The organism is Streptomyces sp. NPDC029836 (assembly GCF_055574495.1).
This window is the reverse complement of record NZ_JBVHZI010000002.1, coordinates 242,783-264,835: the sequence shown is the minus strand read 5'-3', so window position 1 is coordinate 264,835 and position 22,053 is coordinate 242,783. Positions and strand designations below refer to the sequence as shown.

At 73.3% G+C, this 22,053-nt stretch carries 17 protein-coding genes; 10 read left to right on the top strand and 7 right to left on the bottom strand.

The window, feature by feature from the left end; all coding sequences use genetic code 11:
• The first annotated feature begins 42 nt into the window (after nucleotides 1–42).
• The 7 genes from ACZ4XJ_RS06995 to lgt all read left to right on the top strand — a co-directional run bounded on the left by ACZ4XJ_RS06995 (nucleotide 43) and on the right by lgt (nucleotide 6,239).
• On the top strand, nucleotides 43–522 hold the full coding sequence (locus tag ACZ4XJ_RS06995; protein WP_468495568.1) for a DUF2752 domain-containing protein: 480 nt from the start codon (nucleotides 43–45) through the stop codon (nucleotides 520–522).
• A gap of 170 nt (nucleotides 523–692) precedes the next feature.
• On the top strand, nucleotides 693–1,502 hold the full coding sequence (gene trpC, locus ACZ4XJ_RS06990; RefSeq protein ID WP_362880615.1) for an indole-3-glycerol phosphate synthase TrpC: 810 nt from the start codon (nucleotides 693–695) through the stop codon (nucleotides 1,500–1,502).
• A gap of 8 nt (nucleotides 1,503–1,510) precedes the next feature.
• Entirely contained in the window at nucleotides 1,511–1,720 is a 210-nt protein-coding gene (gene trpM / locus ACZ4XJ_RS06985) for a tryptophan biosynthesis modulator TrpM (protein ID WP_281205961.1), read from the top strand.
• A gap of 208 nt (nucleotides 1,721–1,928) precedes the next feature.
• Entirely contained in the window at nucleotides 1,929–3,182 is a 1,254-nt protein-coding gene (gene trpB / locus ACZ4XJ_RS06980; RefSeq protein ID WP_362880616.1) for a tryptophan synthase subunit beta, read from the top strand.
• On the top strand, nucleotides 3,179–3,994 hold the full coding sequence (trpA, locus tag ACZ4XJ_RS06975; RefSeq protein ID WP_362880617.1) for a tryptophan synthase subunit alpha: 816 nt from the start codon (nucleotides 3,179–3,181) through the stop codon (nucleotides 3,992–3,994). Before trpB ends, trpA begins: the two co-directional genes overlap by 4 nt.
• Nucleotides 3,995–4,089: 95 nt before the next feature.
• On the top strand, nucleotides 4,090–5,022 hold the full coding sequence (locus ACZ4XJ_RS06970; RefSeq protein WP_362880618.1) for a DsbA family protein: 933 nt from the start codon (nucleotides 4,090–4,092) through the stop codon (nucleotides 5,020–5,022).
• Between the two features lie 140 nt (nucleotides 5,023–5,162).
• Nucleotides 5,163–6,239: a prolipoprotein diacylglyceryl transferase gene (gene lgt, locus ACZ4XJ_RS06965; protein ID WP_468495567.1), complete on the top strand. Its 1,077-nt coding sequence runs from the start codon at nucleotides 5,163–5,165 to the stop codon at nucleotides 6,237–6,239.
• A gap of 85 nt (nucleotides 6,240–6,324) precedes the next feature.
• On the opposite strand, the gene ACZ4XJ_RS06960 is transcribed toward lgt, so the two are convergent.
• From ACZ4XJ_RS06960 to ACZ4XJ_RS06930, 7 genes are all read right to left on the bottom strand, one after another.
• Entirely contained in the window at nucleotides 6,325–7,134 is an 810-nt protein-coding gene (locus ACZ4XJ_RS06960) for an HpcH/HpaI aldolase/citrate lyase family protein (protein ID WP_362880620.1), read from the bottom strand.
• Nucleotides 7,131–8,372, bottom strand: a complete 1,242-nt coding sequence (locus ACZ4XJ_RS06955; protein ID WP_468495566.1) for a CaiB/BaiF CoA transferase family protein — start codon at nucleotides 8,370–8,372, stop codon at nucleotides 7,131–7,133. Before ACZ4XJ_RS06955 ends, ACZ4XJ_RS06960 begins: the two co-directional genes overlap by 4 nt.
• Nucleotides 8,369–9,277, bottom strand: coding sequence for a ribokinase (gene rbsK / locus ACZ4XJ_RS06950; RefSeq protein WP_468495565.1), 909 nt, complete (start codon nucleotides 9,275–9,277; stop codon nucleotides 8,369–8,371). The genes ACZ4XJ_RS06955 and rbsK overlap by 4 nt, the downstream gene beginning before the upstream one ends.
• Entirely contained in the window at nucleotides 9,274–10,827 is a 1,554-nt protein-coding gene (locus ACZ4XJ_RS06945) for an ADP-ribosylglycohydrolase family protein (protein WP_468495929.1), read from the bottom strand. The genes rbsK and ACZ4XJ_RS06945 overlap by 4 nt, the downstream gene beginning before the upstream one ends.
• 71 nt (nucleotides 10,828–10,898) lie before the next feature.
• Nucleotides 10,899–12,053, bottom strand: a complete 1,155-nt coding sequence (locus ACZ4XJ_RS06940) for an ADP-ribosylglycohydrolase family protein (RefSeq protein WP_468495564.1) — start codon at nucleotides 12,051–12,053, stop codon at nucleotides 10,899–10,901.
• A 7-nt stretch (nucleotides 12,054–12,060) separates the two neighbouring features.
• A complete protein-coding gene (locus ACZ4XJ_RS06935) occupies nucleotides 12,061–13,608 on the bottom strand; it encodes an ADP-ribosylglycohydrolase family protein (protein WP_362880625.1) in 1,548 nt (515 codons plus the stop codon).
• A complete protein-coding gene (locus ACZ4XJ_RS06930; RefSeq protein WP_383988659.1) occupies nucleotides 13,605–14,591 on the bottom strand; it encodes an ADP-ribosylglycohydrolase family protein in 987 nt (328 codons plus the stop codon). Before ACZ4XJ_RS06930 ends, ACZ4XJ_RS06935 begins: the two co-directional genes overlap by 4 nt.
• Before the next feature lie 268 nt (nucleotides 14,592–14,859).
• On the opposite strand from ACZ4XJ_RS06930, the gene ACZ4XJ_RS06925 reads away from it, so the two are divergent.
• The 3 genes from ACZ4XJ_RS06925 to ACZ4XJ_RS06915 all read left to right on the top strand — a co-directional run bounded on the left by ACZ4XJ_RS06925 (nucleotide 14,860) and on the right by ACZ4XJ_RS06915 (nucleotide 21,996).
• Entirely contained in the window at nucleotides 14,860–15,591 is a 732-nt protein-coding gene (locus tag ACZ4XJ_RS06925) for a VIT1/CCC1 transporter family protein (RefSeq protein ID WP_362880627.1), read from the top strand.
• Nucleotides 15,592–15,989: 398 nt separating this feature from the next.
• The gene (gene gltB / locus ACZ4XJ_RS06920) at nucleotides 15,990–20,543 is read left to right on the top strand and encodes a glutamate synthase large subunit (protein ID WP_468495928.1); all 4,554 of its coding nucleotides are present in this window, start codon (nucleotides 15,990–15,992) and stop codon (nucleotides 20,541–20,543) included.
• Nucleotides 20,536–21,996 (top strand): glutamate synthase subunit beta, encoded by a 1,461-nt coding sequence (locus ACZ4XJ_RS06915; protein WP_362880629.1) that lies wholly within the window; start codon nucleotides 20,536–20,538, stop codon nucleotides 21,994–21,996. The genes gltB and ACZ4XJ_RS06915 overlap by 8 nt, the downstream gene beginning before the upstream one ends.
• The last annotated feature ends 57 nt before the right edge of the window (nucleotides 21,997–22,053 follow it).

Below are 22,053 nucleotides of genomic sequence, written 5' to 3'. Positions count from 1 at the left end.
CGTCGGGCTGCGCCTTTTGTCGTGACCGGCGAGAATCGGCGGGTGGACGCCTCTCGCACCCCCGCCGCCGCGCCGCCCACCTGGTCGCCGCACGCCGCGCCCCCGGCCGCGCCCGTACGGGTCTCCAGGGCCCGGCGGCTGGTCGCGCCGGTGCTCACCCTGGCCGGGGTGGCGGCGGCCTTCGCCTACGTGGGCGCGGTCGATCCGAACGAGCCCGGCCACTACCCGGTCTGCCCGCTGTTCCGGCTCACCGGGGTGTTGTGCCCCGGCTGCGGCGGGCTGCGCAGCGCGCACGCCTTCGCGCACGGCGACCTGGTGACCGCCCTCGGGGCCAACGCCCTGGCGGTGGCCGGCTACCTCGTCTTCGCCGCCTTCGCGGCGCTGTGGCTCGTACGGGCCTTCCGCGGCCGCCCGGCGCCCCGGCTCGCCCTCGGGCGGAGCGCCTGGTGGGCCCTCGCCGTCATCGCGGCAGGTTTCGCGACGGTCCGGAATTTCCCGATCGGTTCCGCACTGGCTCCCTGAGGCCGCACGAGGCCTGGAGGAAGGCCTTATTCCGTGTCCAGCCACTGGGAAACGTCGAAGTCCGTGCGGAGGCGGCGGCGACCTGCGGATACCATTTGAGTGCTGACCTTGCAGTGGTACGTGTCCGCAAGGCCGGCCGACCGTCATCAACCCGGAAGGGGGCCGCTCGCGTGAGTGTGCTCGACGAGATCATCGAAGGGGTCCGCGAAGACCTTGCCGAACGGCAGGCCCGCGTCAGCCTCGACGAGCTCAAGGAGCGTGCCGCCAAGGCGCCCCGGGCCAAGGACGGTGTCGCCGCCCTGCGCGGTGACAGCGTCAAGGTGATCTGCGAGGTCAAGCGGTCCAGCCCGTCCAAGGGCGCGCTGGCCGCGATCGCCGATCCGGCCGGGCTCGCCGCCGACTACGAGGCGGGCGGTGCGTCGGTCATCTCCGTCCTCACCGAGCAGCGTCGTTTCGGCGGCTCGCTGGCCGACCTGGAGGCAGTCCGCGCCCGCGTGGACATCCCGATCCTGCGCAAGGACTTCATCGTCACGGCCTACCAGCTGTGGGAGGCCCGCGCCTACGGCGCCGACCTCGCGCTGCTGATCGTGGCGGCCCTGGAGCAGGAGGCCCTCGTCTCCCTCATCGAGCGGGCCGAGTCCATCGGTCTCACCCCGCTCGTCGAGGTCCACGACGAGGAGGAGGTCGAACGCGCGGTGGCCGCCGGCGCCAAGATCATCGGCGTCAACGCGCGCAACCTCAAGGACCTCAAGGTCGACCGCTCCACCTTCGAGCGCGTCGCCCCGGAGATCCCCGCCCACATCGTGAAGATCGCCGAGTCCGGAGTCCGCGGACCGCACGACCTGATCGCCTACGCCAACGAGGGCGCGGACGCCGTGCTCGTCGGCGAGTCCCTGGTCACCGGCCGCGACCCGAAGTCGGCCGTGGCCGACCTCGTCGCCGCCGGCGCCCACCCCGCCCTGCGCCACGGCCGGAGCTGACCCTTCCCATGCCGCCCTTCCGCTCCCCCGTCCGCACCCGACCGGGCCACGGCCCGGCCGGTGTGCCGACGGCGCACGCGCCCCTGGCGCGCGGCTGCCGCCCCCGCGGCTGCCGCGCCCCGGCCCGGCGCGTGCACGGGCGGCGGGTGCGCTACGTGATCGGCTCCGAGCCCGGCCAGGTCAACGGCATGCGATGGCGCGGCGGAGCCGCGCGCTGACGACGGCCCCTCCCGGCCCCTGCCCCTTCGGGTACCGGCCGGCGGCCTCGTACGGCTTCCCGCCCCCGGCCCCCGGCCGCCGGGCGTGAACCGGTCCGTCCACGCCCGGAGCCCCCGAGGGGCCCGCCCGGGCGCGGACCGACGGCGCGATACGGAGCACACCTGTCATCCGTAGGTACCGCTTCCGCACCCCGTAGGAGTAGTGGCCATGCCCACCAGCTCGTTCTTCATCCCGGACCCCGAGGGTCACACCCCGAACGCCGAGGGCTACTTCGGCGACTTCGGCGGCAAGTTCATCCCGGAGGCGCTGGTCGCCGCGGTGGACGAGGTCGCCGTCGAGTACGAGAAGGCCAAGAGCGACCCGGCCTTCGCGGCCGAACTCGACGAGCTCATGGTCAACTACACCGGCCGGCCCAGCTCCCTCACCGAGGTGCCCCGCTTCGCCGAGCACGCGGGCAACGCGCGGATCTTCCTCAAGCGCGAGGACCTGAACCACACCGGCTCGCACAAGATCAACAACGTGCTGGGTCAGGCGCTGCTCACCAAGCGCATGGGCAAGACCCGCGTCATCGCCGAGACCGGCGCCGGCCAGCACGGCGTGGCCACCGCCACCGCCTGCGCCCTCTTCGGCCTCGACTGCACCATCTACATGGGCGAGATCGACACGCGGCGCCAGGCCCTGAACGTGGCCCGGATGCGCATGCTCGGCGCCGAGGTCATCGCCGTGAAGTCCGGTTCCCGGACCCTCAAGGACGCCATCAACGAGGCGTTCCGCGACTGGGTCGCCAACGTGGACGAGACCCACTACCTCTTCGGTACGGTCGCCGGCCCGCACCCCTTCCCGGCCATGGTCCGCGACTTCCACCGCGTCATCGGCGTCGAGGCCCGCCGGCAGATCCTCGAGCGCGCCGGCCGACTGCCCGACGCCGTCGCGGCCTGCGTCGGCGGCGGCTCCAACGCCATCGGCCTCTTCCACGCCTTCATCCCGGACGCCGACGTCCGCCTGGTCGGCTTCGAGCCCGCCGGACACGGCGTCGAGACCGGCGAGCACGCCGCCACGCTCACCGCGGGCGAGCCCGGCATCCTGCACGGCTCCCGCTCCTACGTCCTGCAGGACGAGGAGGGCCAGATCACCGAGCCCTACTCGATCTCCGCCGGTCTGGACTACCCGGGCATCGGCCCCGAGCACTCCTACCTCAAGGACAGCGGCCGCGGCGAGTACCGCGCCGTCACCGACGACGCCGCCATGCAGGCCCTGCGCCTGCTGTCCCGCACCGAGGGCATCATCCCGGCCATCGAGTCGGCGCACGCCCTCGCGGGCGCCCTCGACCTGGGCAAGGAACTGGGCAAGGACGGCCTGATCGTGGTCAACCTGTCCGGCCGCGGCGACAAGGACATGGACACGGCGGCCCGCTACTTCGGGCTGTACGACGGCGAAGACGCCGAGGGGGAGTCGAAGTGAGCAACGGCAACATCGAACTGCTGAGCAACACCCTCGCGAAGGCCAGGTCCGAGGACAGAGCGGCGCTCGTCGCCTACCTGCCTGCCGGCTTCCCGACCGTCGACGGCGCCATCGAGGCCGTCAAGGCCGTCATCGAGGGCGGTGCCGACGTCGTCGAGATCGGCCTGCCGCACAGCGACCCGGTCCTGGACGGCGCGATCATCCAGACCGCCGACGACATCGCCCTGCGCGGCGGCGTGAAGATCGCCGACGTGATGCGGACCGTGCGCGAGGCCTTCGAGGCCACCGGCGTCCCGATCCTCGTCATGACGTACTGGAACCCCATCGACCGCTACGGCGTCGAGCGGTTCACCGCCGAACTCGCGGCGGCCGGCGGCGCGGGCTGCATCCTGCCCGACCTGCCGGTCCAGGAGTCCGCGCTGTGGCGCGAGCACGCGACCAAGCACGGTCTCGCGACCGTCTTCGTCGTGGCCCCCAGCAGCCAGGACGCCCGACTGGCCACCATCACGGCCGCCGGTTCCGGCTTCGTCTACGCCGCCTCCCTCATGGGCGTCACCGGTACCCGGGAGTCCGTCGGCAACGAGGCCCAGGAACTGGTGCGCCGCACCCGCGCCACGACCGAGCTCCCCGTCTGCGTCGGCCTGGGCGTCTCCAACGCCGTGCAGGCCAAGCAGGTCGCGGGCTTCGCCGACGGGGTCATCGTCGGCTCGGCCTTCGTCAAGCTGCTGCTGGACGCCCCCGACCTGCCGTCCGGCCTCACGGCCGTGCGCGCGCTGGCGGGCGAACTTGCGGAAGGCGTACGCAGGTCCTGACGCCGGGCGGGCCCCGAGGGGGGTTCTGTAGCCCGATCGGGTGGAAGTGGGAGCGGGGAGGCACGCGAGTGCCTCCCCGCTTCGTTTGGCCGAACGTGAGCGAGAAGAACGACGGTGCGAACCGCGATGCGACGAAACGATCGGCCCGGGAGCGACTCCAAGCGGAGCGCGAGCGGCAGAAGACCCGGGACAAGCGCCGGCGGACCCTCATCGTGTCGGCGGCGGTGGTCGGCGTACTCGGTCTGGCGGCCGTCGTCGGCCTGATCGCGGCCAATGCCGGGTCCGGCGACAAGTCCGCGAAGGCCGGGCCGGTGGTCGCGCCGTCCGGGGCGACCGGGAAGGACGCGCTCGCCATCCAGACCGGGCAGAACGCCGCCCCCTCCCAGCTGACCGTCTGGGAGGACTTCCGCTGCCCCGCCTGCAAGTCCTTCGAGACCAACTACAAGGACACCATCCACGAGCTGGAAGCCAAGGGGCTGCTCAAGACCGAGTACCACATCGTCACCCTCATCGACGGGAACATGGGCGGCAGCGGCTCGCTGAAGTCCGCGAACGCCGCCGCCTGCGCGCAGGACGTCGGCAAGTTCGCCGCCTACCACGACGTGCTGTTCGAGAACCAGCCGGAGGAGGTCGACGACGCCTACGGCAAGAACGCCAAGCTGCTGGAACTGGCCGGCAAGGTCGACGGGCTCGACACCCCCGCCTTCCGCGCCTGCGTCGAGGACGGCACGCACAACAGCTGGGTCGCCAAGTCGCAGGACGCCTTCCGGGCCGGGAACTTCCGGGGCACCCCCACGGTGCTGCTCGACGGGAAGGACATCTTCGCGGACCAGGCCGACCCGCTGACCCCGCAGAAGCTGAAGGCGAAGGTCGAGGCCGCGGCGAAGTCCCCGAGCGGGGCGTCCGGAGCCCCGAAGTCCGGGTCCGGCAAGGGTTCGCCGTCGGCCACGGCGTCCCCGTCCGGAGCGGGGAAATCCGCCCCGGCGACCGGATCCAAGGCGGTGCCGGAGGGGACCGCGCGGGACTGAGCACGGACCCGGGCGCGGTCCGGAGCGCTCCGAAGCGGTCCGAAGCGGTTAGGAGCGGTCCGGGCCGTGTGTGGGTTTGATGTCAGCTTGCCGGGTGGGTTGCGGTCGGTACCGCCCGGCAAGGTAGCGTCAGCTCTGCCATGACCCTTGCCTATATTCCCAGTCCGTCGACCGGCGTGATCCATCTCGGACCGATCCCGCTCCGCGGCTACGCGTTCTGCATCATCATCGGCGTCTTCGTCGCCATCTGGCTCGGCAACAGGCGTTGGATCGCCCGCGGCGGAAAGCCCGGCACGGTCGCGGACATCGCCGTGTGGGCGGTGCCGTTCGGCCTTGTCGGCGGTCGCCTCTACCACGTGATCACCGACTACCAGCTGTACTTCGGCGAAGGCCGCAACTGGGTCGACGCCTTCAAGATCTGGGAGGGCGGCCTCGGCATCTGGGGCGCCATCGCGCTCGGCGCGGTCGGTGCCTGGATCGGCTGCCGGCTGCGCGGCATCCCGCTGCCGGCCTGGGCCGACGCCCTGGCCCCCGGCATCGCCCTGGCCCAGGCCTGCGGTCGCTGGGGCAACTGGTTCAACCAGGAGCTGTACGGCCGGGCCACCGACCTGCCGTGGGCGGTGAAGATCACCGAGGGGCCGAACCGCGAGGCCGGCACCTACCACCCGACGTTCCTGTACGAATCGCTGTGGTGCGTCGGCGTCGCCGTGCTGGTGATCTGGGCCGACCGCCGCTTCAAGCTCGGACACGGGCGGGCCTTCGCCCTGTACGTCGCCTCCTACTGCGCGGGCCGCGGCTGGATCGAGTACATGCGCGTCGACGAGGCCCACCACATCCTGGGCCTGCGGCTGAACGTGTGGACCGCGATCGTGGTCTTCATCCTGGCCGTGACGTACTTCGTGCTGTCGGCGAAGCTGCGCCCGGGTCGCGAGGAGGTCGTGGAGCCGCAGGCTCGCGTGCCCGCGGTCGACACCCCGGCCGAGGGCGGGGCGAAGGACGCCGCGGCCGGCGCCGAGGCGGTCAACGCGGTCAACGCGGTCAAGGACGCACCGCGCAAGCCGGCCGGGCCGGGCGAGAAGCCGGGCGCCGGGGCGCCGAAGCCCGCGGGATCCGGCAAGGCGGACCTGACCAAGGGCGGCGGAGACAAGGCCGCCCAGGACCAGGCTCCGCAGGACCCGGCCGCCCAGGACAAGGCCGCGGAGGCCGGGAAGAACTGACAGCGGCCGAACAGCCGGAAGGGTCCGCTCCGGAAGGGGGCGTCGCGCGGGTCGCGGCGCCCCCTTCGGGCTGTCGCCCCGGCTGCTATCCCGACCGGCGCGACAGGGTCAGCGTCCGGTGGGCGGCCGCCACCACCGCCGGGTCCACGAACCGGCCGTCGGGCAGCGCCAGGGCGCCCGACATGGCCCGCGAGGCCGACACGATCTCCTCGGCGGCCGTGACCTCCTCCGGACCCGGCAGGTAGCACCGTTCGATGACCGGGAGCTGGCGCGGATGGATCGCCGCCCGGCCCAGGAAACCCAGCGAGCGGCCGCGCACGCAGGAGTCGGCCAGCGCCTCCAGGTCCCGGATGTCGGGGAACACCGACTGCGCCGGCGGCGCCAGACCCGCCGCCCGGGCGGCTACCACCACCCGGGAACGGGGCCAGTCCAACCCCGCCTCCGCGCTCACCCCCAGATCGGCCCGCAGGTCCGCCTCGCCGAGGGCCAGCCCCTGCAGGCACGGGTGCGCGCGGGCGATCTCGTACGCCCGCTCCACCCCCAGCGCCGACTCCAGCAGCGCGTACAGGGCCACCCCGCCGGTGCGGTCGGCGACCCGGGTGATCTGCTCCGGGGCGTCCACCTTCGGCAGCCGCAGTCCGGCGAGACCGTGCAGCCGGGCCAGCGCCGTCAGGTCGGCGCCCGCCCAGGGCGAGCCCGGGGCGTTGACCCGGACGTGGACGGGGACCGGCGGCCGCTCCGTGAGGAGTTCGGCGGTGGCGGCCCGGGCGTACTCCTTGCGGGAGACCGACACGGAGTCCTCCAGGTCCACGATGACGGCGTCGGCCCCGCAGTGCAGGGCCTTGGCCACCACCTCCGGACGGTCTCCGGGTGCGTAGAGCCAGGTCAGGATCACAGTGCCCCCTCGGTGCGCAGCGCGGCGATCTCGTCCCGGGTCAGGCCGAGCTCGGTCAGGACCTCCTCGGTGTCCGCGCCGTGCGGGCGGCCCGCCCAGCGGATCCCGCCGGGCGTCGCGGACAGCCGGAAGAGGACGTTCTGCATGCGGATCGGACCCAGTTCCGGGTCCGTGACCTCGGTGATCGTGTCGAGGGCCGCGAACTGCGGATCGGCCATGACGTCCCGTACGTCGTACACCCGGGCGACGGCCGCCTCGGCCGCCTCGAAGGCGGACACGGCCTCGTCCGCCTTGCGCCGGGCGATCCAGTCGCCGACCGCCCCGTCCAGCACGTCGGCGTGTTCGGCCCGGCCGGCGCCCGTCGCGAACCAGGGCTCGGCGGCCAGCTCGGGCCGCCCGATCAGGCGCACGACGCGTTCGGCGACGGACCGGGCCGAGGCGGACACCGCCAACCAGTGGCCGTCCGCGCTGCGGTAGGTGTTGCGGGGGGCGTTGTTCACGGACCGGTTGCCGGTGCGCCGCTGCACGTAGCCGAGCTGGTCGTACCAGAGCGGGTGCGGGCCGAGCACGGTCAGGATCGGCTCGATGATGGCCAGGTCGACGACCTGCCCCCGCCCGGTGCGGTCGCGGCCGGCGAGCGCCGTCATCACCGCGTACGCGGTGGTCAGCGCGGCGATCGAGTCGGCGAGCCCGAAGGGCGGCAGCGTCGGCGGGCCGCCCGGTTCCCCGGTGATCGCGGCGAAGCCGCTCATGGCCTCGGCGAGGGTCCCGAAACCGGGGCGGTGGGCGTACGGACCCCGCTGGCCGAACGCGGTGACGCGGGCGAGCACCAGGCGCGGGTTGGCCGCCGACAGTTCGGGCCAGCCCAGGCCCCACTTCTCCAGGGTGCCGGGGCGGAAGTTCTCGATGACCACGTCGGCGTCGGCGGCGAGCCGCAGCAGGGTGTCCCGGCCGCCCGGGGTCGACAGGTCGAGGGTCATCGTCCGCTTGTTCCGGCCGAGCAGCTTCCACCACAGGCCGACGCCGTCCTTGGCGGGGCCGTGGTCACGGGACGGATCGGGCCGGTCGGGGTGCTCCACCTTGACCACCTCGGCGCCGAAGTCGCCGAGCAGGGTGGCGGCCAGCGGACCCGCGAACAGGGTGGCCAGGTCGAGGACGCGCAGCCCGGCGAGCGGGCCGGACGCGGGGTCGGCGGCCGTGGGCGCGGCGGGGCCGGCGTGCGTGCGCGGGCCGGTCATCGGGGGAGGCCCTGGCCGGCGGCGAACGCCACCAGTTCGGCGCGGTCCGGCATCGAGTCCTGGGCGCCGGGCCGTTGCACCGACAGCGCGGCGGCGCGCCCGGCCCACGCGAGGGCCTGCGGCATCGGACGACCCTCGCCGAGCGCCACCGCGAGGGCGCCGACGAAGGTGTCACCGGCGGCGGTGGTGTCCACGGCCCGCACCCGGGGCGCGGCCACCACCACCGGCTCCCGGCCGCGCGCGGCGTGCAGCACCCCCGCCGCGCCCAGGGTGATCACCACCTCCGGGACGTCCTGGAGCAGTGCCTCGGCGGCGCGGTGCGGATCGGTGAGCCCGGTGAGGGCGGCCGCCTCGTGCTCGTTGGGGACGAGCAGGTCGGTGGCGGCCAGCAGCCCGGCCGGCAACGGCTGGGCGGGGGCCGGGGTGAGGATCGTACGGACCCCGTGGGCGCGGGCGGCCGACGCGCCCGCGAGCACGACCTCCAGGGGCAGTTCGAGCTGGAGGAGGAGGCAGTCGGCGGCCGCGATGCGGGCGTCGTCGCCCGGCTCCAGGGCGGTGACGCGGGCGTTGGCCGCCGGGATCACGATGATGCTGTTCGCGCCCTCGTCGTCCACCGTGATGTGGGCGGTGCCGCTGGCGCCCTCGACGGTGCGCAGGGCGGCCGTGTCGACCCCGCGCGCCTGGAGCGCGGCGCGCAGCCGCACCCCGAACTCGTCGGCCCCGACCGCGCCGATCATCACCACCTCCCCGCCGAGGCGGGCGGCGGCGACCGCCTGGTTGGCGCCCTTTCCGCCGGGGACGGTGCGGAACGCGCGGCCGGTGACCGTTTCCCCGAGACGGGGGGCCTTGGACACGTAGGCGACGAGGTCCATGTTCGTACTGCCGAGCACGGCGATGGCCGTCATGAGCGGGCTGCCTCCTGGGCGGTGAGGTGGGCGAGGGTGTCGAAGCCGATGCCGTCGAAGCCGGCCACGCCGGTGGAGAGCCGGTTCTTCAGCGGTGCCGTCCAGCGGTCCGGGATCCGGCCGGGCGATCCGGCCAGCAGCCCGGTGAGGGAACCGGCGGTGGCCCCGTTGGAGTCGGTGTCCCAGCCGCCGGACACCGCCCGGCAGACGGAGTGCGTGAAGTCGCCGTCCGCGTGGGTGAGGGCGGCCGCGAGCAGCGCGGTGTTCGGGAGGGCGTGTACCCAGTGGTAGTGGCCGTAACAGGCGTGCAGCCGGTCCACGACCCTGTCGAAGTCCGCCTCGTCGCAGGCGGTGCGGATGCCGAAGCGGACGGCCTCCGCCAGCCGTGACCGGGGCGGTACGACGGCGAGCCCGGCCCGCAGCGCGCCGTGCACGTCGGCCCGGCCGCCGGCGGCCTCGGCGAGGGCGGCGGCGACGAAGAGGGCGGCGTAGATCCCGTTCGCGGTGTGGGTGAGCGCGGCGTCGCGGTGCGCCTGGGCCGCGGCGGCGGCCGGTTCGCCGGGGTTCGTCCAGCCGTGGACGTCGGCCCGGATCAGGGCGCCGATCCACTCGCGGAACGGGTTGTGATGGCGGGCCGTCAGCGGGGGTTCGAGGCCTTGGAGCAGGTTGCGGTAGGCGATCCGCTCGGCGGTGAAGGTCCGGCCGGCCGGCAGTTCGTCCAGCCAGAGCCGGCCGAGGTCGGCGGTGGTGAAGCCCTTGCCGTGCCGTTGCAGGAGCAGCAGGCCGAGGAGGGGGTGGTTCAGGTCGTCGTCCTCGGGGGCGCCGTCGATGTTCTCGGCGAGGGAGGTGCCGGCGGAGCGGCGGTTCCACGGGTGCGCGGCGAGCAGCTCCGCCGGGACGCCGTGGGCGGTGAACCAGTCGGACAGCGGCCAGTTGCCGGTGGCCCGGGCCAGGGCCCGGATCCCGTCGAGGGGGAGCTTCTCCACGGGCTTGCCGAGGACGCAGCCCGCCGCGCGCCCGACCCAGGCCGCCTCCAACCGCTCCCGCAACGCGGCGTCCGCCGCCCGGGGCGGGCTGTCCGGACCGTGGGCGCGGGCCGCCCGGGGGTTCCGGTCCGCGACCGGGGGGTTGGCGGCGCGGTCGGGGGAGGGGGCCGGGGGGACGGCTCCGGGCGGGGTCGGGTCGGGGTTCCGGTCCGGGTCCGGTCGGACGGTGCCGGGCGGGGTCGGCACACCGGCCCCGGGTGGGGGCGGTTGGGCGGCCCCGTGCGAGGAGGGTGGGGCGACTCCGGCCGGGCCCGGGCCGGGGCCCGGGTCCGGTGGTGGTGGCCAGGTGGCTCGGACGGCGGGCCAGGTGCTCGGTTCGTCGGCGTCCGAGGGGGGTGGGAGGGCGTCGAGTTCGGTCAGGAGGCGGAGCGCGAGGGCGCGCAGTTCCGGTGGGGCCGGTTCGGCGGCGGCGCCCGCGCGGGCGGGGGCCGGGCGGCCGCCCGCCGCCAACCACTCCCGCAGGACGGGCCCGGCGTCCCGGCCGTCCTCCCGCGCCTGCCGCAACTCGTGGCCGAGCAGGTCCTCCGGCTGCGCCCAGGTGAGGCGTACGAGGGCGCCGGGGGAGTCGGCGGCCGTCACCGCGGGAACGCCATCGCCGCGAAGGCGCTCTCGTGCGCCCGGCGCCGCTCCCGGTCCCGGTCGAAGACCTCCCGGGCCACGGCGGCCAGTTCGGAGGCCGGGGCGTGCAGGTCGAGGCGGCTGGCCTCGGCGACCCGCTTGGCCCAGCCGGCCGGTACGGCGGCCTCCCCGCCCAGCGCGCCCGCGACGGCGCCGGCCATCGTCGCGATGGAGTCGCAGTCCCGGCCGTAGTTGACGGCGCCGAGCACCGAGGCCTCGTAGGCCCCGTCGCCGACCAGCAGCATGCCGAGGGCGATCGGCAGTTCCTCGATCGAGTGCAGGCGCGAGGGACGGCGGGCCCCGAGGGAGGGGTTGCGGTAGTCCGGACCGACCGAGTCGTACGGGGCCACCGCCGCGCGCAGCGGGGCCAGCGCGGACTCGAAGTCCCGGTACCGGGAGGCGACTTCGCACACGGCCGCGATCGCCGACCGGGTGCCGTCCTTGGCCAGCGACAGGGCCGTCTCCACGACCGAGGCGGCCGTCGCGCCGGGCGCGCAGGCCGCCGCGCAGGCCGCCGCGAAGACGCCCGCGGCCTCGCGCCCGTACGAGGACTGGTGGGCGCCGGTGACGTCCAGGGCCTCGGCGTACGCGGCGGCGGGGTTGCCCGCGTTGACCAGGCCGACCGGCGCCACGTACATCGCCGCACCGCAGTTGACGATGTTGCCGGCGCCGGCCTCGCGGGGGTCGGCGTGCGCGTAGTGCAGCCGGGTCACGATCCACTTCTCGGCGAGGAAGATCCGCTGGAGGGGCAGCGCCTCGGCTTCGAGTTCGGGGATCCAGCGCGGGGTGGACATCAGGTCGGGGACGAGGTGTTCGGCGACGGAGTAGGCGTCGAGGTGGTCGCGGACCGTCGCGTAGACCCGTACCAGCGCGTGGGTCATCAGGGTGTCGTCCGTGACGTGTCCGTCGCCCTTGTGGTACGGGGCGATGGGGCGGGCGGTACGCCAGTCCTCGTACCACGGGCCGACGATGCCGTGCACGCGACCACCGTGCCGTTCCACGATCCGCTCCGGGGACCAGCCCTCCACGGGGCCGCCGAGCGCGTCTCCCACGGCGGCCCCGATCAGGCTGCCGGTCACCCGGTCGTCGAGGGTGAGGGGGGTGTGCGTCATGTCCGAATCATCCCTTGGGTGAGGTGAGTTCCGTACGGGTGAGCAGCGCGGCGAGTTCGACGAGGTCGGTCCCGGCGAGCCGGGGCAGCGCGCAGCCGGACAGCACGCGGCAGGCCTCCCGCCAGGAGGCGGGCAGGGAGTCGCCGCCGCCGAGGGCTCCGGTGAGGGCGCCGGCGAGGGCGGGCGCGGAGTCCGCGACGCGCGACAGGCAGGCGGCGGCGGGGACGGCCTCGGAGACCTCGCCGCGGGCGGCGGTGGCCAGGGCGAGGGCGACGGGGACGGTCTCGGCGGCGGCGATGCCGTAGCTGTAGACGTGGTCGACGATCTGGTGTTCCAGGAGCGGGACGAGGGCGAAGGCGCCGCCGCCCGGGTCGGCGCGGGCGAGGGCGACGGCGTGCCGGGCGTTGCGGCCGATCTCGGTGGCTCCGGGCAGCTGTTCCAGGGCGGCTTCGACGGCGGCGTCGGTGTCCGCGCCGGCGAGGGCGGTGGCGAGGGCGGCGGCCATGGCGCGGGCGCCGTGGACGCCGTCGCCGTCCTGGGTGTAGCGGGCGTCGAACTCGGCGAGGTCGGCGGCGGCGCGGGGGTCGCCCGGGTGGACGACCGCGAGGACGCAGGCCCGGACGCAGGCGGCGTCGTCGAAGTAGTGCGGGTTGTCGTGCCCGGTGGCGGGCGGGCGCAGGCCGGCGGCGAGGTTGCCGAGACCGGCGCGTACGGAGATCCGGGCGCGCAGCGGCAGGACGGCGGACTCGACCTCGGGCGCGCGGTCCGCCGCCGCGGCGACCTCGGAGGCCAGGGCGTTCCACGCCAGGTCGATGGCGGCGCGCATGCGGCGGGACCGGGACAGGTCGCTGAGCAGCACCCCGGCGGCGGTGAGCACGGACTCGGCGGCGAAGGCCGCCCACTCTGCGTCGTCGGACGGGCCCAACCGCAGGGGCTCGGGGGGCTGGTTCAGGGCGATGGGGACGGGGAGGGTGGTGGTGGCGTTCTGCTCCGCGAAGGTGTCGAGCTCGCGGGTGAGGCGGCGGGTCCACTCGGGCATCCGGCTGGCCCGGTGCCGGGCGGCGGGCCAGCCGGCCGCGTCGCCGGCGGCGAGCCCGAGGAGCAGCCCCTCGATCCGCCGGGCCGCCTGCGGCGGGGCTCCGGGGGGTCGGGTGCCGGGCTCCGGCTCCCGGTCGGGGGCTTCGGCGGGCGCCGCCGCGGGGGCCGCCCGCTCGGCGACCACGAGCCGCGGGCCGCCCCGGCCGGGTTCGTTCCGCAGGTCCCCTCGGGCCGCCGGCCCGCCGGCCGCCCCCGTCCGTGCCCGCGCCGCGGCCGCGGCCCGGAAGCCGGCGTCGGCACGCCCCGCCGCCCCCGGCGCGACCGCGACGACGGTGAAGGCCGGGGTACGGGCGCCGGCCCCCGTACCGGTGCGGTCCGGGTCGTCCGGGTCACCGGCCGCACCGGAGGTGGCCGGCGTGCCCGCGGGGTTGGGTTCGGGCGGGTCGGCCGTCGGGGGCGGGCCGGGCGGTGTGGCCGGGGTGGTCGTCGTGTTCGGGGTGTAGGGGGGTGGGGTCATCGGGGGGTCTCGGATTCGGGGGTGAGGAGGTCCGCGATGTCCAGGACGTGGTAGCCCCGCATCGAGGGGAGGCAGCTGCCGCGTACCGGGCCGATGACCGCCGCCCAGTCGGCGGGGATCGCCGCGACGCCGGACATGGCCCCGGACAGGGCGCCCGCCACGGCGGCGGTGGTGTCGGCGTCCCGGCCCATGTTGACGGCGGTCAGGACGGATTCCGTGAAGTCGCCCCGGCACGCGGCGAACGCGCCGAACGCCAGGCCCACCGCCTCCGGCGCCAGGTCCGTCCACGGGTACCCGCCGATCACGACCGCCGAGCGGACCGCCCGTTCGCCGCGCGGGGCGGCCGTCACGGCGCGGCGCAGGGAGCGGGCGGTCCAGGAGTCGGACGGGATCACGGACAGGGCCGCCGAGACGACGGAGGCGGGGGAGCCGCCGGCCATCGCGGCGGCGACGCCCGCCGCGACGGCCTGGCCGCCGTAGATGCCCTCGCCGTCGTGGCTGACGGTGCCGTCGATGGCGACGAGGCGGGCCGCCTCGGCGGGCCGGCCCGCCGCGAACACCCCGAAGGGGGCGGCCCGCATGGCCAGCCCGTCCGACCAGGCGTGGCGGTGTTGCGCCGAGATGGGCGCGGCCAGCCCCCGGCGGAGGTTCTCCAGGGTGCCCCGTTCGGAGAAGCCCGCGCCGCGGAAGGGGCCTTCGTCGAGGTCGGCGATCCAGTGGTGCCAGGCCCGTTCGACGTGCGCGACGGTCAGGGCGGAGCCGTGCCGGGCCAGCAGCAGGCCCGAGAAGATGGCGTACTCGGTGTCGTCGGTGCCCGCCGGATCGGGGGAGACGAAGCCTTCGATCCGGCCCCACGTGGCCCGGATCTGCGACGGCTTCATGTTCTCGGCGGGGGCGCCCAGCGCGTCACCCACGGCGAGGCCCAGAAGAGCGCCCCTGGCCCGTTCGAGGAGGACCTGCGGATTGCATGCAATCAGCTCCATGGCGCGCCTCTCCACTTGATGGGACTCATGATGAGCCCTTGGGGGATTTGTGCCATGGCATGTGGTTTGTCGGTCGCCGCGAAACACCCCCCGAACGCCCCCGTCACCCGGTCGCCGAGGGACGAAACCCCAGGTAAGTACGGCCTTCCTTGCTGGCGGGCGGCAAAAATCGTGCGTAGTTTCGAGGTGTTCAGGGGGAGTGGCCCCGCGTGGGCCGGGCTCGCGTGGCTTTCGCGTACCCGCACGCACAAATGGGGAGGATCGACGCATGTCCATCATCGACATCGAAGCACCGCTGCACACCGCCCACCGTGACAACCACACCCACCGGGACGTCAACGGTGGATGGCTGCGGCCGGCCGTGTTCGGTGCCATGGACGGACTGGTCTCCAACCTCGCCCTGATGACCGGCGTCGCCGGCGGCGCGGTCGCCCCGCAGACCGTCGTGATCACCGGACTGGCCGGTCTCGCGGCCGGCGCCTTCTCGATGGCCGCCGGTGAGTACACCTCGGTGGCCTCGCAGCGCGAGCTGGTCCTGGCCGAGCTCGACGTCGAGCGCCAGCAGCTGCGCAAGCACCCCGTCGACGAGATGGAGGAGCTGGCCGAGCTGTACGTCTCGCGCGGGGTCGAGCCGACGCTGGCCCGCGAGGTCGCCATGCAGCTGTCCCGGGACCCGGAGCAGGCGCTGGAGATCCACGCCCGCGAGGAGCTCGGGATAGACCCCGACGACCTGCCCTCGCCGGCCGTCGCCGCGATCTCCTCGTTCGGCTCCTTCGCGCTCGGCGCGCTGCTCCCCGTACTGCCGTACCTGCTCGGGGCGACCAGTCTGTGGCCCGCGGTGCTGCTCGCGCTGATGGGACTGTTCGCCTGCGGCGCGGTCGTCTCCCGGGTCACGGCCCGGTCCTGGTGGTACAGCGGCCTGCGTCAGCTCGTCCTGGGTGGCGCCGCCGCGGGTGTGACGTACATCCTGGGCACGTGGATCGGCAGCGCCGTAGGCTAACCGTCGCGGGAGTGAGACACTATGCAGTGCGCAACATAAGTAGTTCGTTACTCGGTGGTTTCGAAATCATGTCCACCGGGCATTCCACCTTGGCGCGCGGGCAATGATGCCCGCCTCGCGCCGGGACCTCCGCCCCGGGTCGTGGCCGCAGAAGCACTGCGGAAACGGCTACGGCCTCCGCGAAGGTCCCTCTTCTTCCTGCTTCGTGCGATGTCCGCATGTTGGAACGCAATATCCGCTTCTCGGGATTGCCGTCATCATGTAACCTGCACGAAATTTCGCAGAGGGCCAACGTCGTCCCTCGGCTATGCACATATGCCACGACGACGACGGGAGAGCCGATGCGTTCCGCATCCACGCACTCCGCGACCGGCCCCAGCACCAACGCCTGGTCGCCCATGGACGGTCGCCCCGCCCAGCAGGGCATGTACGACCCGCGCAACGAGAAGGACGCCTGTGGCGTCGGATTCGTGGCGAACCTCACCGGCGAGGCGACCCACACCCTCGTCGAGCAGGCACTGACCGTACTGCGGAACCTTGAGCACCGTGGCGCGACCGGCTCCGAGCCGGACTCGGGCGACGGCGCCGGAATCCTCTCCCAGGTCCCCGACGCGTTCCTGCGCGACGTGGCCGGTTTCGACCTTCCCGAGGCCGGCGCCTACGCCGTCGGCATCGCCTTCCTCCCCGCCGACGGCACCGCACAGGCCGTCGCCGTGGAGCAGATCGAGGCCATCGCCGCCCAGGAGAACCTCACGGTCCTCGGCTGGCGCGAGGTCCCTGTCACCCCCGACCTGCTCGGCAACGGCGCCCGCGCCACCATGCCGGCCTTCCGTCAGCTCTTCGTGAGCAACGGGACGACCGGCATCGAGCTGGACCGCAAGGCGTTCGTGCTGCGCAAGCGCGCCGAGCGCGAGGCCGGCGTGTACTTCCCGTCGCTCTCCGCCCGGACCATCGTCTACAAGGGCATGCTGACCACCGGCCAGCTGGAGCCCTTCTTCCCGGACCTCTCCGACCGCCGCTTCGCCTCGGCGCTCGCCCTGGTCCACTCCCGGTTCTCGACGAACACCTTCCCGTCCTGGCCGCTCGCCCACCCGTACCGCTTCGTCGCGCACAACGGCGAGATCAACACGGTCAAGGGCAACCGGAACTGGATGAAGGCCCGCGAGTCCCAGCTGGCATCCGACGCCTTCGGTGACGGCGCCCTGGACCGCATCTTCCCGATCTGCACCCCGGACGCCTCCGACTCGGCCTCCTTCGACGAGGTCCTGGAGCTGCTCCACCTCGGCGGCCGGTCGCTGCCGCACAGCGTGCTGATGATGATCCCGGAGGCGTGGGAGAACCACACCTCCATGGCCCCGGCCCGCCGCGCCTTCTACCAGTACCACTCCACGATGATGGAGCCCTGGGACGGCCCGGCCTGCGTCACCTTCACCGACGGCACCCAGGTCGGCGCGGTCCTCGACCGCAACGGTCTGCGCCCCGGCCGCTACTGGGTCACCGACGAGGGCCTCGTCGTCCTCGGCTCCGAGGTCGGCGTCCTCGACATCGACCCGGCCAAGGTCGTCCGCAAGGGCCGGCTCCAGCCCGGCAAGATGTTCCTCGTCGACACCGCCCAGAAGCGGATCATCGAGGACGACGAGATCAAGGACGAGCTCGCCGCCGCCGCTCCGTACGCCGAATGGCTGGAGACCGGCGAGATCGAGCTGACGGACCTGCCCGAGCGCGAGCACATCGTCCACACCCACGCCTCGGTCACCCGCCGCCAGCAGACCTTCGGCTACACCGAGGAAGAGCTCCGCGTCATCCTCGCGCCGATGGCCCGCACCGCCGGCGAGCCGCTCGGCTCCATGGGTACGGACTCGCCGATCGCGGCCCTGTCCGAGCGCCCCCGGCTGCTCTTCGACTACTTCACGCAGCTCTTCGCGCAGGTCACCAACCCGCCGCTGGACGCCATCCGCGAGGAGCTCGTCACCTCGCTGCTGTCCTCGCTGGGCCCGGCCGGCAACCTGCTGGAGCCGAACGCCGCGTCCTGTCGCAGCGTCACCCTGCCGTTCCCGGTCATCGACAACGACGAGCTGGCCAAGCTCATCCACGTCAACGCCGACGGCGACATGCCCGGCATGAAGGCCGCCACGCTCTCCGGCCTCTACCGGGTCTCCGGCGGCGGCGAGGCCCTGGCCGCCCGGATCGACGAGATCCGCGGCGAGGCCGACGCGGCCATCGAGGCCGGTGCCCGTCTGATCGTCCTCTCCGACCGTCACTCGGACGCCGAGCACGCCCCGATCCCGTCGCTGCTGCTCACCTCCGCCGTGCACCACCACCTCATCGCCACCAAGCAGCGCACCCAGGTGGGCCTGCTGGTCGAGGCCGGTGACGTCCGCGAGGTCCACCACGTCGCCCTGCTCATCGGCTACGGCGCCGCCGCGGTCAACCCGTACCTCGCCATGGAGTCCGTCGAGGACCTGCTGCGCGCCGGTACCTTCCTGACCGGCCTGGAGCCGGAGCAGGCCATCAAGAACCTGATCTACGCGCTCGGCAAGGGCGTCCTGAAGGTCATGTCCAAGATGGGCATCTCCACCGTCGCCTCCTACCGCGGCGCCCAGGTCTTCGAGGCCGTCGGCCTGAACGAGGAGTTCGTCGGCGCCTACTTCAACGGCACCGCCACCAAGATCGGCGGCGCCGGCCTGGACGTCATCGCCAAGGAGGTGGCCGCCCGCCACGCCAAGGCGTACCCGGCCTCCGGCATCGCGGCCACGCACCGCGCGCTGGAGATCGGCGGCGAGTACCAGTGGCGCCGCGAGGGCGAGCCGCACCTGTTCGACCCGGAGACGGTCTTCCGCCTCCAGCACGCCACCCGCAACCGCCGGTACGACATCTTCCGGCAGTACACGGACCGCGTGAACGAGCAGTCCGAGCGCCTCATGACGCTCCGCGGCCTGTTCGGCTTCAAGGACGCCGAAGGCGGCGGCCGCCCGTCGATCTCCATCGACGAGGTCGAGCCGATCTCCGAGATCGTCAAGCGCTTCTCCACCGGAGCCATGTCGTACGGCTCCATCTCCAAGGAGGCGCACGAGACCCTCGCCATCGCCATGAACCAGTTGGGCGGCAAGTCCAACACCGGTGAGGGCGGCGAGGACCCGGACCGCCTCTACGACCCGGCGCGGCGCTCGTCCATCAAGCAGGTCGCCTCCGGCCGCTTCGGTGTGACCTCCGAGTACCTGGTCAACGCGGACGACATCCAGATCAAGATGGCGCAGGGCGCCAAGCCCGGCGAGGGCGGCCAGCTGCCCGGCCACAAGGTGTACCCGTGGGTCGCCAAGACCCGCCACTCCACCCCGGGCGTCGGCCTGATCTCCCCGCCGCCGCACCACGACATCTACTCCATCGAGGACCTCGCCCAGCTGATCCACGACCTCAAGAACGCCAACCCGGTCGCCCGCATCCACGTGAAGCTGGTTTCCGAGGTCGGCGTCGGCACGGTCGCCGCGGGCGTCTCCAAGGCGCACGCGGACGTGGTCCTGATCTCCGGCCACGACGGCGGTACGGGTGCCTCCCCGCTCACCTCGTTGAAGCACGCGGGCGGACCCTGGGAGCTCGGCCTCGCCGAAACCCAGCAGACGCTGCTGCTCAACGGGTTGCGCGACCGCATCGTGGTCCAGACGGACGGCCAGCTCAAGACCGGCCGGGACGTCGTCATCGCCGCGCTGCTCGGCGCCGAGGAGTTCGGTTTCGCGACCGCGCCGCTCGTCGTCTCCGGCTGCGTCATGATGCGCGTTTGCCACCTGGACACCTGCCCCGTCGGCATCGCCACCCAGAACCCGGTGCTGCGCGACCGGTTCTCCGGCAAGCCCGAGTTCGTCGTCAACTTCTTCGAGTTCATCGCGCAGGAAGTGCGCGAGATCCTCGCCGAGCTGGGCTTCCGCACCATCGAGGAGGCCGTCGGCCACGCCGAGCTCCTCGACACCAGCAAGGCCGTCACGCACTGGAAGGCGCAGGGCCTCGACCTGGAGCCCCTCTTCCACGTGCCCGCGCTGCCCGAGGGCGCGGTCCGCCACGCCCTCATCGAGCAGGACCACGGTCTGGAGAAGGCCCTCGACAACGAGCTGATCAAGCTCGCCGCCGACGCGCTGAACGCCGCGACGGCCGTGGACGCCCAACCGGTCCGCGCCCAGGTCGCGATCCGCAACATCAACCGGACCGTCGGCACGATGCTCGGCCACGAGGTCACCAAGAGGTTCGGCGGTGCGGGCCTGCCCGACAACACCATCGACCTGACCTTCACCGGCAGCGCCGGCCAGTCCTTCGGCGCCTTCCTGCCGAAGGGCATCACCCTCCGCCTGGAGGGCGACGCCAACGACTACGTCGGCAAGGGCCTCTCCGGTGGCCGCGTCGTCGTCCGCCCGGACCGCGGCGCCGACCACCTCGCCGAGTACTCCACCATCGCCGGCAACACCATCGGCTACGGAGCCACCGGCGGCGAGATGTTCCTGCGCGGCCGCACCGGCGAACGCTTCTGCGTCCGCAACTCCGGCGCCCTGGTCGTCTCGGAGGGCGTGGGCGACCACGGCTGCGAGTACATGACCGGCGGCCAGGCAGTCGTCCTCGGCGAGACCGGGCGCAACTTCGCGGCCGGCATGTCGGGCGGCACCGCCTACGTCATCGACCTCGACCCGAACAACGTCAACGTCGGCAACACCGGCGCGGTCGAGACCGAACTCTCCGACACCGACAAGCAGTGGCTGCACGACGTGGTGCGCCGCCACGAGGAGGAGACCGGCTCGACCGTGGCCGCGAAGCTCCTCGCCGACTGGCCCGCCTCGGTGGACCGGTTCAGCAAGATCATCCCCACCACGTACAAGGCAGTGCTCGCCGCCAAGGACGCCGCTGAGCTGGCCGGACTCTCGGAATCCGAGACCACGGAGAAGATGATGGAGGCGGCGACCCATGGCTGACCCGAAGGGCTTCCTCACCACCGCGCGCGAAACCGCCTGTTCCCGTCCCGTGGCTGACCGCCTCAAGGACTGGAACGAGGTCTACGTCCCGGGCTCGCTGCTCCCGATCATCAGCAAGCAGGCCGGCCGCTGCATGGACTGCGGCATCCCGTTCTGCCACAACGGCTGCCCGCTCGGGAACCTGATCCCGGAGTGGAACGACTTCGCGTACCGCGAGGACTGGACCGCCGCGTCGGAGCGCCTGCACGCGACGAACAACTTCCCGGAGTTCACGGGCCGGCTGTGCCCCGCTCCGTGCGAGTCGGCGTGCGTGCTCGGCATCAACCAGCCGGCCGTCACCATCAAGAACGTCGAGGTCTCGATCGTCGACAAGGCCTGGGACAGCGGCCACGTCACCCCGCAGCCCCCGGAGCGGCTGTCCGGCAAGACCGCCGCCGTCATCGGCTCGGGTCCGGCCGGTCTGGCCGCCGCCCAGCAGCTGACCCGGGCCGGCCACACCGTGGTCGTGTACGAGCGCGCCGACCGCATCGGCGGCCTGCTGCGCTACGGCATCCCCGAGTTCAAGATGGAGAAGGTGCACATCAACCGCCGCATCGAGCAGATGCGCGCGGAGGGCACCAAGTTCCGTACGGGCATCGAGGTCGGCCGGGACATCACGGCCACCGACCTGCGCAAGCGGTTCGACGCGGTCGTCATCGCGGCCGGCGCCACCGTCTCCCGCGACCTGCCGGTCCCGGGACGCGAGCTCGGCGGCATCCACTTCGCGATGGAGTTCCTGCCCCTGGCCAACAAGGTCCAGGAGGGCGACTTCATGGCCCCGCCGATCACGGCCGAGGGCAAGGACGTCATCGTGATCGGTGGCGGTGACACCGGCGCGGACTGCGTGGGCACCGCCCACCGTCAGGGCGCGGCCTCGGTCACGCAGCTGGAGATCATGCCGAAGCCGGGCGAGGAGCGCAACGCCAACCAGCCCTGGCCGACGTTCCCCATGCTGTACAAGGTCACCTCGGCGCACGAGGAGGGCGGCGAGCGGGTCTACTCCGTCTCCACCACCCACTTCGAGGGCGACGAGAACGGCCACGTGAAGGCCCTGCACCTGGTCGAGGTCGAGTTCGTCGACGGCAAGCTCGTCCAGAAGCCCGGCACCGAGCGCGTCCTCCCCGCGCAGCTGGTCACCCTGGCGATGGGCTTCACGGGCACCGACCAGGAGAACGGCCTGGTCCAGCAGTTCGGTCTGGCGCTGGACGCGCGCGGCAACATCGAGCGCGACGCCTCCTACACGACCAACGTCGACGGCGTCTTCGTCGCCGGTGACGCCGGTCGCGGCCAGTCGCTCATCGTCTGGGCCATCGCGGAGGGCCGCTCGGCCGCCCGCGGCGTGGACCGCTTCCTGACCGGCAGCAGTGCCCTCCCGTACCCGGTCAAGCCGACCGACCGCTCCCTGATGGTGTAACACCCCCCGCGGTACCCCCGCCCCCCGGGGCGGGACCCCTCATACGGTCCGTACAGC